Origin of the sequence: Saccharopolyspora antiqui (assembly GCF_052246905.1) — a bacterium.
In the GTDB taxonomy this organism is placed as follows: Bacteria; Actinomycetota; Actinomycetes; order Mycobacteriales; family Pseudonocardiaceae; genus Saccharopolyspora.
Genome location: NZ_JBQQBO010000018.1, coordinates 51,348 through 66,793 on the forward strand (window position 1 = coordinate 51,348; position 15,446 = coordinate 66,793).

Here is a 15,446-nt window from a genome sequence, read left to right on the forward strand (position 1 = left end):
GGTCGGCTGGTCGGCATTCCCCTGGAGGGGAGTGCCGACCGCCGACCAGGCCTGTTTGACGTGAGTACTCCAGGGAGTCGTCATGGTCGCCACTCCGGAGGCCGGGACACCCGCGGCCGACGAAGAAGTCGCGCACCTCCCGGTACCCGCCCTCGTGGCGGGCACCGAGCTGATCGGGCAGTACCAGGGTTCGGGGCACCGCGAACCGCCGTACCTGGCGCGCCGGGCCGACGGTCAGATCCTGCAACTCTCGCACCTGCTGTACCTGGTGGCCGCTGGCCTCGACGGACAGCGCACCTACCAGCAGCTCGCCGCGCACCTCAGCGACGAGTGGGGTCGCGACATCACCGCCGGGCAGGTGTCCTTCCTGGTCGAGAACAGGTTGCGGCTGGCCGGAATGGTGGCGGCCGACCCGACGTCCGACCGGCCCGAGCAACCGGTCCCGAAGGGCCGGGATCGGCTGTTGGCGCTGAAGTTCCGGGTCGCCCTGGTGCCGGAACGCGTCGTCTGGGTGATCGCCGGACTGTTCCAGCCGCTGTTCTGGCCACCGGTGCTGATCATCGCGCTGGCGGGCTTCGTCTTCGCCGACATCTGGTTGGTCGTGCGCAGCGGAATGGGGCAGATCGTCTCCGGCGCGCAAGCGATGATCAACCAGCCGGAACAGCTGCTGCTGGTGATCGGTGTGCTGGCGATCGCCGGGATCTTCCACGAGTTCGGCCACGTCGCCGCCTGCCGCTACGGCGGCGCCCGTCCCGGCGCGATGGGGTTGGGCATCTACCTGGTGTGGCCTGCCATGTACAGCACGGTCACCGAGTCCTACCGCCTCAGTCGCGGTGGCCGGTTGCGCACGGATCTCGGCGGCATCTACTTCAACGCGCTGGCCATCCTGGTCATGATCGCGCTCTACGCGCAGACCGAGCTCCCGTGGTTGTTGGTCGCGCTGCTGGCCTGGCAGGCCACCACGGTCTGGCAGTTCCTGCCTTCGATACGCCTCGACGGTTACTACATCCTCAGCGACCTGGTCGGGGTCCCGGACCTGTTCGACCGGATGGGACCCACGCTGCGCAGCCTGGTTCCGGGCCGACCGATGCATCCCCGCGTCCGAGAGCTCAAACCCTGGGCGCGGTGGGTGATCGCGGTCTGGGTCGTGCTGGTGATCCCCTTCCTGGCGTACTGGCTGATCGGGTTCCTCGTCCTCGCGCCGCAGGTCCTGCCAGTCGTGTGGCAGGCGCTGCTGGTGCAGGGCCAGGGGGTGGGCAGTGCGGCGCGGGCCGGAGAGATCGCCGCCGCCCTGGTCGCCATCCTCCGGATGTTCCTGCTGGTGCTGCCGTGGGCTGGTGTCACCCTGATCCTCGTCTACCTGGGCCGCAGTCTCGTCCGCAAGATCCGGTCTTGGCGCGCCCGCCGCGCCCAGGGCTGAGCGGATCAGCCGCACCTCCCGGACCACCAGCGAACATCCCCGCCGAGCGCGGGGGGTGGATCGCTTGTGCTCCGGACGGTCAGCCGTCCGAAGTGGACCAATCGGTGACCAGGATCGTGATTGATCTGGCCCCGCCGCGAGGCGGGCTCTGCGACAGATGACGTAGTCGTTGTCGGCGCAAAGGACGGCGTGGTTGCGACATCGATCCGATCCCCCGGTCCCCGGCCGGGCCCTACGTTCGGATGCGAGTGTGATCCCGTTCCTGATCCAGGGGAGGTCCGTGCATGCTCCCGTCCACCGCGCCGAGCCGCACCGCTTCGGATTTCGAGGCCGAGCTGGTCGTCGTCGACCGTCGCGACGAGGCGATGGGAGTCGTCGGAGTCGAATTCGAGCACCCCACCGGCGGCGCGCTGCCCGGCTGGACGCCCGGTGCGCACCTCGATGTCGTGCTGCCCGGCGGCCTGACCCGCCAGTATTCGCTGTGCGGTGATCCCTCGGACGGGCAGCGGTGGCGGATCGCGGTCCTGCGGGAACCCGACGGACGCGGTGGTTCCCGGTGGATAGCCGACGAGTTGGCGGTCGGGACCGCGTTGCGGGTGCGCGGGCCGCGCAACAACTTCCCGCTGCTGCCAGCGCAGCGGTACGTCTTCATCGCCGGTGGCATCGGGATCACCCCGCTGCTGCCCATGGTCCGGGCAGCAGCCGCATCCGGCGCCGACTGGGTGCTGCACTACGGGGGCCGCACCCGCCGGTCGATGGCCTTCCTCGAACCGCTGGCCGAGTTCGCCGACCGGGTGCACGTCCATCCGCAGGACGAGGTCGGCCTGCTCGACCTGGACGGCATGCTCGACGCACACCCGGAGGCGCTCGTCTACTGCTGCGGGCCGACCGGGCTGATCGACGCCGTCCAACAGCGGTGCCCGCAGTCCGGCAGGTTGCACGTCGAGCGCTTCACCGCGGTCGCTTCGTCCGGCGAGAACACCGAATTCGAGGTCGTCTGCGACAGTTCGGGGGTCAGCGTCACGGTCACCCCGGACCTGACCGTCCTCGAAGCGCTGGAGAACGCGGGGATCAACGTCCTCTCGTCCTGCACGGAAGGCACCTGCGGTACCTGCGAGACCACGGTCCTGGAGGGCGAGCTCGACCACCGGGACTCCGTGCTCACCGACGAGGAGCAGGCGGCGGGGGACACGATGATGATCTGCGTCTCCCGGTGCCGGGGTAGTCGACTGGTGCTGGATATCTGAGAGTTGGCGGTTTCGCCGCCGTCAGGCGTGGTCGATCACGCAGAATCGGTTGCCCTCGGGGTCCGCGAGCACCACGAAGTCCGCGTCCGCCGGGTAGTCCTGCCAGTCCACCCGCGACGCGCCGAGGCCGAGCAACCGTTCGACCTCGGCGGCTTGGTCGCCGGTGTAGAGGTCCAGGTGCACCCGCGGCCGGTGCTGCACCGGCGTCTCGGACAGCCCGAGCGAGATGTTCGGGCCGTCCCCGGACGCCGGGGTGAGCACCACCCAGGTGTCCTCCGGCTCGTCACGCGGCACATAACCGAGTGCCCGGCACCAGAACTCCATCGCCCGCCGCACGTCCAACGCGCCCATCACGATCGACCCGACCCGCACCGTCATCCCCCGATTGTCCGGCGCCAGCGGAACCAGGTCGAACGATTCGCGTCAGAACAGGACTTCGGCGAGTTCGCGGTAGCCCCGCATCGGGCTTTCGGTGCCCGTGGTGAGCACCTGGATGCCGACGTGGTCGGCTCCGGCGTCTAGGTGCCCGGTGATCCCGGCGACGATGGCCGCCGCGGTGCCGTGCAGGCTGAGGGCGTCGATCAGGCGGTCGCTGCCGCCGTCTGCGACGTCCTGCTCCGTGTAGCCGTGCCGCCGCAGGTTGCTGACGTAGTTGGTCAGGCCGAGGTACGGATGTTGGATGAACGGTCGGCCGATGGCGCGGGCCGCATCCGAATCGGTGTCCAGCACGACCTTCTGCTCAGGTGCGAGAATCCTGTCCTGGCCGAGGACTTCGCGCGCAGTGCGGGTGTGTGCGGGAACGGTCAGGTACGGGTGCGAGCCCGCGGCCCGAGCGGCGGCGAGCCGCAGCGCGCGCGGCCCGAGTGCGGCCAGGATCCGCCGGTCGCGAGGCACCCCGCCGTCGTCCAGCCGGTCGAGGTAGTCGACCATCGTGTCGTAGGGCTTGCGGTAGGTCTGGATGGATTCCGGGTGGCCGATGCCGATGCCGAGCAGCAGCCGGTCACCGTGCACCGCGCGGATTCGCCGGTAGGACTTGGCGATCTCGGTGGCGTCGTTGATCCACATGTTCACGATCGCCGTCGCGACGGTGATCGTCGAGGTCGCATCGAAGATCCGCTCGACCAGCGCCAGATCTTCGATGTGCTGGATGCCGAATCCGAGCCAGGCGGTGCCGTAGCCGAGCGCTTCGGCTTCCACGGCGTACTTCGTGCGTGCGTCGTCATCGTGCAGGGGGTTCAGCCAGGCGCCGAACGTGCCGAGGTGAAGCGACATTTCTTCGATGGCTCCTCATGGGTTCTTGAGCTGTCCGGATCGTCGGATGATCAGGTGCAGATCGTCAGGGCGCTGATCTTGTTGTCGGCCAGCGAGAAGTGGTGGTGCAGGTCGACCGGGCTGCCGGGGAAGTCGCCCGCCACCCTGGTGAGCACGATCGCCGCGTTGCCGGTGAGGGTGGTGTCGGTGATGGTCCGGGTGAAGGTGAACGCGGCTGCGACGCCTTCGGTCCAGGCGCGGATCGCTGCGACGCCGACGTGGGTCTGGCCGTCGTCGTGCACTACGACGTCGCTGGTGAACAGCTGCTCGACCAGCGGGCTCAGTTCGTCCTTCGGCGTGGCCAGGTAGGTGCGGACGGCTGCAGGCAACCGGTCGGCGGCGGTTTGGTTCGTCATCGGGTCTCTCCGTGCTCGGGCATGCGGTCGCCGCGATGAGCGGTCCCAGGTTTCTTGGGCGTGCTCGACCGCCGACCGTCGTGGATGCTAAAGTAGAAGTAAGTGACTTCGAAGTTAGCATCAACAGGTGGGGTGGTCAAACGGTGGTGAGCAAGATCCGGCTCGAAGACCGCGAATGTCCACTGTCGACGGCACTGGGCTACGTCGGCGAGTGGTGGACGCTGCTGATCCTGCACGACGTCTTCGACGGCTACACGCGCTTCGACCAGTTCCAGCAGAACATCGGCATCTCCTCCAGCATGCTCACCGCCCGGCTGAAGGCGCTGGTGGCGAACGGATTGCTGGAGCGCAAGCCCTACCAGACCAACCCGGTCCGCCACGAGTACGTCCTGACCGACCTCGGGCGGTCGCTGCGGCCGGTGCTGATCGCGTTGGCCGCGTGGGGGAACTCGCGGTTGGAACCGGCCGATCGCAGCATGATCCTCGTCGACGCGAAGACCGGCGTCGAGGCCGATCCGATCATCGTCGACCGGGCCACCGGCCGTCGGCTCGACGACGAGAACTTCATCTTCACCGCGGGCCCGGCCGCCAGTGAACCGTTCCGAACCCGCTATCCGCACGAGTTCCCCGAACAGCAGCCGACGACGTGACGCCCGTCGGGAGGCGGTTCAGCCGGTCCTGGTCAGGATGATCGGGGCGGACATCAAGGCGCCTGCCAGGGCCAGCGCCAGGGCCACGGGTGCCACCGCGACCAGGCCGGAGACCGCGAACGGCGCGAGGAACAGGGCCGCCGCGCGGAACGTGCCCGTCGCGGCCACGGCCTCGCCGCGCTGCTCCGGGAGCACCGCGTCGGTGGCCACGGCTGGCCCCACGGTTTGCAGCACTCCGGCACCGAGACCGGAGACGGCCAGTGCCGCGGCAACAGCTGGCAGGTCGGTGGCCAGCAAGCCGACCACGCCGGTGCCGATCCCGGTGCTGAGGATCCCCAACGCCAAGGACCACCGGATCCCGCGCCCGCGCACCCGACCCACCAGGCCGCTGCCCGCCAGCGACGCGCCGGTGGCCACCGAGACCAGCACCCCGATCGTCGTCGCGGACTGGTCGGCGAGCTCCAGCGCCAGCGGCACGTAAGAGCCGAGCAGTCCGCGCCACGCACCGGCTGTGGCGCCCGCCCAACACGCGCTGGCCATGCCGGGCTGGCGCCAAAGCGCACCCCGGCTGCGGCCTTCGGCGCCCGGCGCGAACGGCGGCAGCGGCACCAGCAGCAGCGCGATCAGCACGGTGAGCCCGCCGAAGACGGCGCCGACGGCCAACGCGAGCTGCGCGGAACTCTCGGTCAACGCCCCGGCCAGCACCGGGCCGACGAGCAGCCCGACACCACCGAGCACGTTCAGCTGGGCCAACGCCTTGACCGCGGGGGCCGACATCCGGACCGCGTGCGTTTGGGTGCCGGTCCAGAAGAACCCGCGTGCCACCCCCTGGAGCAGTTGGGCGGCCACCAGTGCCGCGACTCCGCTGGACAGCGCGCCCAGTCCGCACGAGACGGCGAGGCAGGCGCCGGAGACGGCGACGAAAACGCGGTCCGGCAGCTTGCGCAGCATCGCGCTCATCACCAGCCGGACCGCGACCTGCGACACCGCGGACAGCGCCGTCAGCACGCCCAGCGCCGTCGCGCCGTAACCGGCTTCGATCGCCAGCAGCGGCAGCGCCAGACCCGCGATGCCCAGCGAACACGAGAAGATCGCCGCCCCGCCGCCGCTGGCCAGCACGTCCAGCCGACGCCGGTTCGGCGTCACTTGCAAAGCCCGGCGTGCCGCAGCCGCGCGAGCTGGTGGCGCCAGACCTGTTCGTCGTTGAAACCGCCGCCCAGGTCGGGAAGTTCCGCCAGGTCTTCCGGCGGCAGGTCGGGCACGGCGGGCAGCGCGTCGCCCAGCCGCAGGGTCAGCCGGGCCAGCGCGTCGATGTTCAGCGCGCGCACCACGGCTTGGGCCACGGTGTCGCCGACGGTGACCAGGCCGTGCGCCCGCAGCACGCACACCGGCGCGTCGCCCATCGCTCGGGCGAGCTCGACGCCGAGTTCGGGGCGGCGGATCAGCGCGCCGCGCGGGAACACCGGAATACCGGCCTCGGCCATCCGCAGCGCCGGGATGTTGTAGGCGCCGATGATCGGCCGCAGCGGCAGTCCGGCCAGATCCGCGGCCACCACCGCTGGCGGGTGCACGTGCACCACGGCGCGCACCTCGGGGCGGGCCCGCATCACCTCGGCGTGGATGGGCAGTTCGTTCGGCGGTCGGTAGCCGTCGCCGAGCTCACCGGTCGGGTCGAACTCGACCTCCCGGACGTCCTTGGCGGTGCTGAACAGCAGACCTTCCTCTTGCGGACCCCGGCAGCGGACCAGCATCGTGTTCGGCCCGGTGCGCAGGCTGACGTGCCCGAGCACGTCCTCGGCGAGGCCCTGGTGCGCGAGCACCCGGCAGGCCAGTGCGATGGTCAGGGCGTCTTCGTCGCGTTCGCTCATGGCGGTGCCCTCCGGGCGAGGTCGGCGGTTCACAGGTGGTCCTCGCGCATCGTTTCCAGCAGCGCGCAGCTCTCCGGGAACGGCCTGTTCCGCCACGGGGTTTGGGCCACCGCGCGGAAGAAGTCCACCACCGGGGCGAGCATTCGGCTGCGGGTCCCGGCGCGGGTGGTCATCGCCTCGGCGAGCAGCATGTCCTTCTCGATCGTGCTGGCCGGGGCGTGCGTCCGCATCGCCTGGTCGTCGCCGAGGAAGTACTCGGCGGCGTTGGCGAATCCGGAGTCGCCGCCGCTGCTCTTGCGCACCGCGTCGACCACCAGCGCCGGATCCAGGCCCAGCTTCCGGGCGGTGGCGAGGGCTTCGACGGATGCCAGGTACCAGGTGTACTTGATCTGCTGGTTGAGCAGCTTGGTGGCGTAACCGGCCCCGATCTGTCCACAGTAGACGATGTGTTCGGTGACGGTGGCGAGCACCGGCTCGGCGGCCCCGAGCGCGCCTGTCGGGCCACCGACCAGCGCGGTCATCCGCGGCGCCCGCCGACTCACCGGGCAATCGGCGAATTTCCGGCCAACGGCGCGAAATGCCGCGTCGAGCTCGGTGGCCAGGACCGGCTCGCAGGTCGACATGTCCAACATCATCGCCCCGGGTGCGAGACCGGCGAGCACGCCGTCCGGGTCCAACGCGACTTCGCGGACCTGCGCCGGGCCGGGCAGGAAGGTCAGCGCCAACTCGACCTCGGCGGCCAGCTCCCGCGCACCACCGGCGACCCGCGCGCCGAGTTCGGCCAGCGGCCTCGCCGCCTCGGTCCGCCGGTCCCAGCAGCTGACCGAATAACCGGCGTCGAGCAGGCTTTTCGTCAACGCCGCGCCCATCCCGCCGAGCCCGATCACTCCGATGTGCCGCAACCGAAGGTCCTCCAGTATTTCTCCGTTCAAGAAAAATCTTCTTGTTGATGCACAGTAGCGACGCGATGCGCGGCGGGCAATCTTGACGCTCCTGATGCCCTCGGCTACCTTGATCCCGCCACGGAGCAGAAAAAACTTCTTGGTGGCGGCAAGAAGGACTTCCCCGTCCCACCACGTGCCCCGGTCGTCAAAGTGGACGAACTCTGCTTCCCCCGGCCGAAGCGGCGCAGCCCGCGAGACCGTTCCCGGCGGAGGAACAGTGATCGAAGCACTCCTAGCCAGCCTCGACCAAGTGCTGCAGTTGCAGACCATCGCGATGATGCTGCTCGGCATCGCGATCGGCTTCCTGGTCGGAATCCTGCCCGGACTCGGCGGCGCGGTGACGCTGGCGCTGATGCTGCCGTTCACCTTCAACATGGACCCGATCCCGGCCTTCGCGCTGCTGCTCGGGATGTACGTGGTCACCGCGACGACCGGTGACCTGACCTCGATCCTGTTCGGCGTCCCCGGTGAGGCGACCTCGGCCGCCGTGGTGCTCGACGGCTATCCGCTGACCCGGCGCGGCCAGGCGGGCCGGGCACTGGGAGCGGCGCTGGCCAGCTCGGCGGTTGGTGCCATCTTCGGCGCCGTGGTGCTGGCCCTGTCGGTCCCGATCATCCGGCCGCTGGTGCTGCAACTCGGTCCACCGGAGTTCTTCGGACTCGCGCTGCTGGCGCTGACCTTCGTGGTGATCCTCTCCGGCCGCGACCTGTACAAGGGCCTGATCATGGCCTGCCTCGGCCTGCTGGTCGCGCTGGTCGGCATGGATCCCGTCGACGGCGTGCCGCGCTACACCTTCGGCGAGATCTACCTGTGGGACGGCATCGACATCATCCCGGTGGTGGTCGGGCTCTTCGGCGGAGCCGAGGTGCTGCAGCTGATGCTGTCCAAGACCAGCGTCGCGCAGCACACCGCGCCCAGTGACGTGCACCGCGCCGGAACGGGCGCGCGCGAGGCGCTGCGGCACTGGAGCCTGGTGCTGCGCTCCAGCGCGATCGGCACCGGCGTCGGCCTGGTGCCGGGACTGGGCGGCTCGGTGGCGCAGTTCATCGCCTACGGCCACGCCAAGCAGATCTCCAAGCGCCCGGAGGAATTCGGCAACGGAGCCATCGAGGGCGTCATCGCCGCCAGCGCCACCAACAACGCCAAGGACTCCGGCTCGCTGATCCCCACCATCGCCTTCGGCATCCCCGGCTCGGCTGGTAGCGCGGTGCTGCTCAGCGCCTTCCTGATCGTCGGGCTCGACCCCGGCTTCGAGATGCTCACCAACGACCTCGACGTGACCTTCTCGATGGTGTGGATCACCGTGGCGGCCACGCTGATCTCGACCGCGCTGGCCTTCGCGGTGCTGCGGCCGCTGACCAAGCTGGTGCACATCCCCGGCCAGACGCTGGTGCCGTTCCTGCTGCTGTTCCTCTGCCTCGGCGCGTACAGCTCCACCAACAGCTTCGGCGACGTGCTGGTGATGCTGGCCTTCGGAGCGCTCGGGGTGGCCTGCATCCACTTCAACTGGCCGCGGGTTCCGCTGCTGCTGGGCATCGTGCTCGGTGACATCGCGGAGCGCTACTTCTTCCTGTCCTATTCGCTGTTCGGCTGGAGTTGGCTGACCCGGCCGATCTTCCTCGGCATCGCCGTCCTCATCGTCCTCGCGCTCTGGCTGCCGTTGTGGCGGGAACGCCGCAACCGGCGGCGCGAACTCAGCAAGGTGGCCAGCAAATGACCCAGGCACAGCGAACTCCCGCACCTCGCGGCCATGCGAAGAACACCGACCTGGTCATCACGGCCGTGCTGGTGCTGGTGTTCGGCGCCGCGCTGCTGGCCACCGGGGCTTGGCCGTTTCGCACCGCGCTGTTCCCGACCATCGTCAGCGGCGTCGCGCTGCTGCTGAGCCTGGCGCACCTGGCGACGCTGCTGTGGCACCGACGGCGGGCGGACCCGGTCGAGCCGGAAGCTCCGACGGACGCGGCCGACGGGGACGTCGACTACGTCTTCGCCACCGCCGGTCGGCGCGCGTGGGTCGCGGCACTGGGCTGGGCGGCGGGCTTCTTCGTCGCGCTCTACCTGTTGGGACTGCTCATCGCCGCGCCGTTGTTCGCGTTGTGCTACCTGCGGTTCGGGGCGCGTCGGTCCTGGCTGTTCAGCGTGGTCTACGCGGCCGTGGTGCTGGCCGGGATCTACCTGGCCTTCGAATTCGTGCTGACCATTCCGATCCCCACCGCCGTCTGGGAGCAGTCTTGAACCGCACCGCATCCAGCGGGCCACGCGCCCGGTCCGCGATCCGCCGGATTCTCGCCGCGTTCGCCGCGACCACGCTGCTCGCGGGCTGCTCGGTCTTCGACCGGGCCGACGCCGACACCGCCCAAGGACCGTTGGCGGGCAAGACGATCGAGCTGATCGTGCCGTTCGAGCCCGGTGGCGGCTACGACCTCTACGCGCGCCAGCTGGCACCGGAGCTCGGCAAGAAACTGCACGCCGACGTGGTGGTGATCAACAAGCCCGGTGCCGGTGGTCTGCTGGCCACCAACGACGTGTGGAAGGCCAAGCCAGACGGCACCAAGATCACCCTGCTGAACACCGTCGGCCACCTGGGCAGCGCGCTGGCCGGTGCGCAGGGGGTGCGCTACCGGGCGCAGGACTTCTCCTACATCGGCCGGATCAGCGGCGAGCCGGACCTGACCATGACCGCCGCCAGCAGCCCGTACGACACGTTGCAGGACCTCTACCACGCCCGCGAACCGATTCGCGCGGTGGCCACCGGGCCGGGCTCCAACGAGTACATCGACGCGGTGGTGGTCAACGCGGCGCTGAAGCTGAACGCCAAGGTCGTCACCGGTTTCGTCGGCAGCGGCGAGGCTTGGCTCGCGGTGATGTCCGGATACGCGGCTTGCCACAGCCGCTCGTTGTCCAGCCAGCTGCCCGCGGTGAAGAGCGGCGACGCGAAGCCGCTGCTGCTGATCGGCGACCAGCCGGTTCCGGAACTGCCCGGCGTGCCGACGCTGAGCTCGCTGGCCAACGACGCGAACCGGACCATCATCGAGGACCACGTGCGGTTGATCGCCAGCGGGCGTTCGCTGGCCGGACCGCCGGGCATGGACCCGGTGGTGCTCGACGCCTTCCGGACCGCTTTCCGGGAAGTGGTGACCGACCCGCGCTACATCGCCGACGCCAAGGCGCAGAAGCGCCCGGTCTCCTTCGCCAGCGGCGAGGAGATCGACCAGCTCGTCGACGAGGTGATGCACAGCTCGCCGGAGTACGTCGCGCTGCTGCGCGAAGCATTCGGCGGCTGAGCCGCGGAACCTGTCAGGTTGCGGCGCGGGCAGTTGGCGATTTCGCGCTTGTTTTCAGCCGTCGACGATTCCGGCGAGGATTTCTTCCAGCTGCCGGGCGCCGGACTGCAACTGCCGCACCACCTGGAGCTGCTTCTTCTTCGGCAGTCGGGTCGCGGGGGAGGACGCGTTGATCGCCGCGATCGCGGTGCCCCGAGCGTTTCGCACCACCGTCGCCACCGAGACGATGTCTTCGTCGCTTTCCCGGGTGTTGGTGGCGTAACCCTGCTCCCGCACCCGGCTCAGCTCCGCGTCGAGGGCCTTGCGGCTGGACTCGGAGTGCCTGGTCGAGGTGGGCAGGCGCTTGCCAGGCGGGAACAGTTCGTCGAGGTGCTCCGTGCTGAGTTCGGCCAGCAGCGCTTTGCCGGTGGCGGTGCAGTTGGCGGGCAGCAGTTGGCCGGTGCGGGCGGCCACCCGGAGAATGCGGCTGCATTCGGCGGCGTCGAGGTAGCGGACCTTGTTGCCTTCCAGCTGTGCCAGGTGGACCGTTTCCTCCACCTCTTCGGCCAGTGCCTCCAGGATGGGGCGGGCGTGCGTGCGGATGTCCATGTTGCGCACTGCGGCGAAGCCGATGTCCACCAGTGCGGGACCGGCGATGTAGGTCCGCAGGTTGGGTTCCTGGCGCACGAAGTCGTGGTATGCCAACATCGCCAGCAGCCGGTGCGCGGTGGAGTGCGCGACGTCCAGCGAGGCGCTCACATCGGACAACCGGAGCCGCTGCCGATCGCGGAACATCAGCAGCAACCGCAGCGCGTTGTCGACCGAGGAGATCGGATAGGCCGGTAGCTCTTTCTGCACAGCAGAATACTACCGCCTCGCTCAACCCGCCGTTCGTGTGAAGAGTGAAGGGCACCTTTGACCGGCATAGTCGGTCGAAGGTGCCCTTCACTCAGCTCGCATCGCGGGGTGGATCACACGAAGGTGGATAGGTTCTTGGCTAGGAGTACTGATTGGTCGAGGAGTAGTTCGCGTTGGTAGATCTGCCAGGTGTCTTCGACTCTGCGGAGGCGGTCTTGGCGGCGGCCGACTAGGAAGTCGGTCTCGTCCGCGACCCTGTTGCGGTACACCAGGAATCGGCAGGTCACCGAGACCTCGGGTAGCGCCACCTCGGTGAGCCGGACGTTGGTGACCAGGTGGGAGACCCGCGAGACCGGCTCCTCCGCCCAGTGCTTGCCGGTCATCAGCTGATCGACCCGCAGCGACACGGTCTCCTTGCTCTCGTCGAACCAGCAGATGTCCGTACCCGCCCGGGTCTGCTCCTGCTCGTCGGGCTGGTCGAAGGAGACGTTCATCCGGATCGGCATCGAATACTGGAAGTCCTCCGCCAGCAGCTCCAACCACTCGTGGTAGCGCCGCTGGTCGAGCAGATCCGCCTCCGCGTAGAGGAAATCCGCGACGTCGGCGGTCAGCAGCAGCCGCTGCTGTCGTTCGTCGGTCAGCATCACGCCTCCTTCGCAACCGGCTTGGCGCGCTCGTCCTGCTCGGCGAGCTCGTTGAGCTCCGGCCAGGAAAGCCCGTCGGTGAACTCGGCCCACCGCCGGTAGAAGGCGCGCGCGTTCACCTCACCGGCGATCGCGTGGTGCGAGTGCACCGCGCCGGGCAGGTCGCTGGGCTGCTCGTCGCCGAGACCCTGCTGGTAGTTGTACGGGTAGCGGCGGGCCACCACGCCTCGACTGGCCTCGGTGGCGTAGTCCCAGTTCTCCATGTCGTCCTGCTCGGTCATGCCGCCCGGGCCGGAATAGCGCATGTAGTAGTGCCGCAGCCAATCGCGCACGTGCTCCGGGGCGCTGCTGTCCACCAGGTACCAGCGCCACACCTCGGTCTCCCACGGCCCGCGCGGGTGCGAGACCAGGATGGTGCGCGGAAAACCGGCCGAGAAGGACATGTTCGGGAACATCGTGGCCGGACCACGACCACCCAGCGGGCGGCCTTCGGCGCGCAGCTTCGCCGCACGGGTCTGCCAGGCGTCGGCGAAGTAGTCGGTCAACCGATCTTGGGCGAATTCCGGGTAGGGCAGCTCGTAGTCGAGGTTGTCCGAGGCGCCGTGCCCGAGCCGGAACGAGGTCTTCATCCGGCCCTTGGAGAAACCGCCCTGGTTCTGCAGCTCGCCGTGCCTGCGCTTGCCCTTGCCGCCGGGGCCGATGCCGACCGCTTCGACGGAGGCGTGGGTGGATTCGCCGTGGTAGGTGTCGCCGAGGAAGTTCTCCGAGACGAACTTCCAGTTCGACTTGATCCGCCACTTCTGCACGCCGTGGAAGACCTCGGTCCCGGCTTCCGTGCCGTCGAAGGCGTCGGCGAGGTTGTCCAGCCAGAAGCGGAAATTGCCGACGTAGTCGTCGAACTCGGGTGCCTGCGCGTCCCAGCTGGCGAACACCAGCCCCTTGTAGTCCTTGATCTTCGGGGCGCGCACCAGGCCCCACTTCTCCTTCTCCAACCGGCCGCCGTAGGCGGCGCGGTTGTGCGGCACGCCGTGCAGGTCGCCGGGTACCGCGACCAGCGACCCGTCCATCGAGTAAGACCAGGCGTGGTACGGGCAGGTGAACTGCATCGAGTTGCCTGCGTCGTACCGGCAGACCCGCATGCCCCGGTGTCGGCACGAGTTCAGCAGCACGTGCAACTCGCCCTTGTCGTCCCGGGTCAGCAGCACCGGGTCGGCGCCCATCCAGGACGAGAAGAAGTCGCCCGGCTTGGGCACCTGGGTGGCGTGCCCGACGAACAGCCACGCGCGCGGGAACAGGTTTTCCAGCTCCGCCTGGTGAATCCGCTCGCTCATGAAGATGTCGCGGCTGATCACCCCGTCGCGGGTGTTCACCATGTCCCGCACGGCGGGGTAGGAGCGGTCCTCGCCCATCAATTCACCCTCTCGCGTTGTCGTTCGATTGCTTCGGCAGGTTCGAGCGCCGCCAGCGCGGCGGCCAGGTCGGCGCCCTCCCGCAGCAGTCGGCGGCAGGTCGCCAGGGCGCGCGGCCAGCCCAACGTCACCGCGGCGGTGAGTTGGCCAGCGGCGGAGTACAGCGCGATGGTGCGGTTCCCGGCGCGGCGCAGTTCGACGTGGTCTTCGGCGCCGACCCGGCCGACCAGCTGGATCTTCAGGCCGTGCTGGTCGGACCAGAAGTAGGGCACGTCGGTGTGCGCGCGGCGCGCACCGGGCTCGGCCAGCAGGTTGTGCGCGACCAGGTCGCCGTGCTCGTTGGCGGTGGTCCAGTGCTCGACCCGGTGGTGCGCGCCGTCCCGGGGGTCGGCCCACCGCGCGACGTCACCGACGGCGTAGACGTGTGCCGCGCCGCGCACCGCGCCGTGCTCGTCGCAGACCACGCCGTCGTCCACCAGCACCGGGGATCCGGCCAGCCATTCGGTGTTGGGCGTGACGCCGACACCGACCACCACGACGCTGGCCTCGACCCTGGCGCCACCCTCCAGCACGACCGCGCGCACGCTGTCGCGGCCGCGTTCGAATCCCGCGACCCGAACTCCGGTGAGCAGCCCGACTTCATGCGCTTCGTGCAGCTCGGCCAGCAGTTCGCCGACGACCGGCCCGACGGCGCGGAAGAACGGGGTGGGCAGCGCCTCGACGATGGTGGTCGGGACGCCCAGGCCGCGTGCGGTGGCGGCGACCTCGCCGCCGACGAAGCCGCCGCCGACGACCGCCAGCGGACCGCCGCGCAGCAGGTCGGCGCGCAGCGCCGTCGCATCGGCGAGGCTGCGCAGCACGTGCACACCGGGGATCGGCTCGCCCGGCAGGGTGCGGGCCCGCGCGCCGGTGGCGATGATCAGCGCGTCGTAGCCGACCCTCCCGCCGCCGTCCAGCAGTACTTCGCGCCGACCGACGTCCAGGCCGGTGGCGGCCACGCCGCGACGCAGGTCGATCCCGGCGAGGGTTTCGGCGTCCAGCAGCGAGATCTGCTCGGCGTCGAACGCCCCGGCCAGCAGCTGTTTGGAAAGCGGCGGCTTGTCGTGCGGCAGGTGCGGGTCGGCGGAGATGACGGTGATCTCGCCGTCGAAACCCCTGGAGCGCAGGCCGCGCACGGCGGCGGCCCCGCCGACGGAGGCGCCGACCACGACGACGCGGCGGATCATCCTTCGCGGACCCAGATCGCGTTGACCGGGCAACTGCGCACCGCGGCTTCGACGGTCTCGCGCTCGTCGTCTTCGACCGCCTCGCGCAGGACCACCACCAGGCCGTCGTCGTCGAGGTCGAAGTGCTCGCTGCCAAGCGCGACGCAGTTGGCGTAGCCCTGGCACTTGGTGACGTCGGACTCGATGTGCGTCATCCCGTTTCCTCGCAGCCGTGCAGTGTTTTCTTTATTGCAGAAAGTTTGTCTCCACA

General features: G+C 69.4%; 17 protein-coding genes. 6 read left to right on the forward strand and 11 right to left on the reverse strand.

From position 1 onward, the window contains the following. Positions 1–82: 82 nt before the first annotated feature. Together ACTWQN_RS25785 and ACTWQN_RS25790 are read left to right on the forward strand one after the other, a co-directional pair. On the forward strand, positions 83–1,420 hold the full coding sequence (locus tag ACTWQN_RS25785; RefSeq protein ID WP_443206145.1) for a zinc metalloprotease: 1,338 nt from the start codon (positions 83–85) through the stop codon (positions 1,418–1,420). A gap of 284 nt (positions 1,421–1,704) precedes the next feature. After that, the gene (locus ACTWQN_RS25790; protein WP_443206146.1) at positions 1,705–2,667 is read left to right on the forward strand and encodes a PDR/VanB family oxidoreductase; all 963 of its coding nucleotides are present in this window, start codon (positions 1,705–1,707) and stop codon (positions 2,665–2,667) included. A 21-nt stretch (positions 2,668–2,688) separates the two neighbouring features. Here the strand turns inward: ACTWQN_RS25790 and ACTWQN_RS25795 are convergent, their stop codons facing one another. The 3 genes from ACTWQN_RS25795 to ACTWQN_RS25805 are packed head-to-tail and all read right to left on the reverse strand — an operon-like array spanning position 2,689 to position 4,334. Continuing rightward, positions 2,689–3,045, reverse strand: coding sequence for a VOC family protein (locus tag ACTWQN_RS25795; RefSeq protein WP_443206147.1), 357 nt, complete (start codon positions 3,043–3,045; stop codon positions 2,689–2,691). Positions 3,046–3,090: 45 nt separating this feature from the next. Continuing rightward, on the reverse strand, positions 3,091–3,939 hold the full coding sequence (locus tag ACTWQN_RS25800) for an LLM class F420-dependent oxidoreductase (protein WP_443206148.1): 849 nt from the start codon (positions 3,937–3,939) through the stop codon (positions 3,091–3,093). A 50-nt stretch (positions 3,940–3,989) separates the two neighbouring features. Beyond that, the gene (locus tag ACTWQN_RS25805; protein WP_443206149.1) at positions 3,990–4,334 is read right to left on the reverse strand and encodes a nuclear transport factor 2 family protein; all 345 of its coding nucleotides are present in this window, start codon (positions 4,332–4,334) and stop codon (positions 3,990–3,992) included. Between the two features lie 143 nt (positions 4,335–4,477). On the opposite strand from ACTWQN_RS25805, the gene ACTWQN_RS25810 reads away from it, so the two are divergent. Continuing rightward, positions 4,478–4,984, forward strand: a complete 507-nt coding sequence (locus tag ACTWQN_RS25810) for a winged helix-turn-helix transcriptional regulator (protein ID WP_443206150.1) — start codon at positions 4,478–4,480, stop codon at positions 4,982–4,984. A gap of 18 nt (positions 4,985–5,002) precedes the next feature. On the opposite strand, the gene ACTWQN_RS25815 is transcribed toward ACTWQN_RS25810, so the two are convergent. Genes ACTWQN_RS25815 through ACTWQN_RS25825 form a run of 3 tightly spaced genes read right to left on the reverse strand, consistent with a single transcriptional unit; the run spans position 5,003 to position 7,784 of the window. Further along, positions 5,003–6,130 (reverse strand): MFS transporter, encoded by a 1,128-nt coding sequence (locus tag ACTWQN_RS25815; protein WP_443206151.1) that lies wholly within the window; start codon positions 6,128–6,130, stop codon positions 5,003–5,005. Next, entirely contained in the window at positions 6,127–6,852 is a 726-nt protein-coding gene (phtC, locus tag ACTWQN_RS25820; RefSeq protein WP_443206152.1) for a 3,4-dihydroxyphthalate decarboxylase, read from the reverse strand. The genes ACTWQN_RS25815 and phtC overlap by 4 nt, the downstream gene beginning before the upstream one ends. 29 nt (positions 6,853–6,881) lie before the next feature. Further along, positions 6,882–7,784: an NAD(P)-dependent oxidoreductase gene (locus tag ACTWQN_RS25825; RefSeq protein ID WP_443206153.1), complete on the reverse strand. Its 903-nt coding sequence runs from the start codon at positions 7,782–7,784 to the stop codon at positions 6,882–6,884. Between the two features lie 229 nt (positions 7,785–8,013). On the opposite strand from ACTWQN_RS25825, the gene ACTWQN_RS25830 reads away from it, so the two are divergent. Genes ACTWQN_RS25830 through ACTWQN_RS25840 form a run of 3 tightly spaced genes read left to right on the forward strand, consistent with a single transcriptional unit; the run spans position 8,014 to position 11,080 of the window. After that, positions 8,014–9,513: a tripartite tricarboxylate transporter permease gene (locus ACTWQN_RS25830; RefSeq protein ID WP_443206154.1), complete on the forward strand. Its 1,500-nt coding sequence runs from the start codon at positions 8,014–8,016 to the stop codon at positions 9,511–9,513. Then, positions 9,510–10,031 (forward strand): tripartite tricarboxylate transporter TctB family protein, encoded by a 522-nt coding sequence (locus tag ACTWQN_RS25835; RefSeq protein WP_443206155.1) that lies wholly within the window; start codon positions 9,510–9,512, stop codon positions 10,029–10,031. The genes ACTWQN_RS25830 and ACTWQN_RS25835 overlap by 4 nt, the downstream gene beginning before the upstream one ends. Further along, positions 10,028–11,080 (forward strand): Bug family tripartite tricarboxylate transporter substrate binding protein, encoded by a 1,053-nt coding sequence (locus ACTWQN_RS25840; protein WP_443206156.1) that lies wholly within the window; start codon positions 10,028–10,030, stop codon positions 11,078–11,080. The genes ACTWQN_RS25835 and ACTWQN_RS25840 overlap by 4 nt, the downstream gene beginning before the upstream one ends. 54 nt (positions 11,081–11,134) lie before the next feature. Here the strand turns inward: ACTWQN_RS25840 and ACTWQN_RS25845 are convergent, their stop codons facing one another. The 5 genes from ACTWQN_RS25845 to ACTWQN_RS25865 all read right to left on the reverse strand — a co-directional run bounded on the left by ACTWQN_RS25845 (position 11,135) and on the right by ACTWQN_RS25865 (position 15,390). Continuing rightward, complete coding sequence (locus ACTWQN_RS25845) at positions 11,135–11,917, reverse strand: IclR family transcriptional regulator (protein ID WP_443206157.1); 783 nt, start codon at positions 11,915–11,917, stop codon at positions 11,135–11,137. Positions 11,918–12,030: 113 nt separating this feature from the next. Continuing rightward, complete coding sequence (locus ACTWQN_RS25850) at positions 12,031–12,561, reverse strand: 3-phenylpropionate/cinnamic acid dioxygenase subunit beta (RefSeq protein WP_443206158.1); 531 nt, start codon at positions 12,559–12,561, stop codon at positions 12,031–12,033. Next, on the reverse strand, positions 12,561–13,970 hold the full coding sequence (locus ACTWQN_RS25855; RefSeq protein WP_443206159.1) for an aromatic ring-hydroxylating oxygenase subunit alpha: 1,410 nt from the start codon (positions 13,968–13,970) through the stop codon (positions 12,561–12,563). The genes ACTWQN_RS25850 and ACTWQN_RS25855 overlap by 1 nt, the downstream gene beginning before the upstream one ends. Further along, positions 13,970–15,196, reverse strand: coding sequence for an NAD(P)/FAD-dependent oxidoreductase (locus ACTWQN_RS25860; protein WP_443206160.1), 1,227 nt, complete (start codon positions 15,194–15,196; stop codon positions 13,970–13,972). The genes ACTWQN_RS25855 and ACTWQN_RS25860 overlap by 1 nt, the downstream gene beginning before the upstream one ends. Then, positions 15,193–15,390: a ferredoxin gene (locus tag ACTWQN_RS25865; RefSeq protein ID WP_443206161.1), complete on the reverse strand. Its 198-nt coding sequence runs from the start codon at positions 15,388–15,390 to the stop codon at positions 15,193–15,195. Before ACTWQN_RS25865 ends, ACTWQN_RS25860 begins: the two co-directional genes overlap by 4 nt. Positions 15,391–15,446 lie beyond the last annotated feature (56 nt).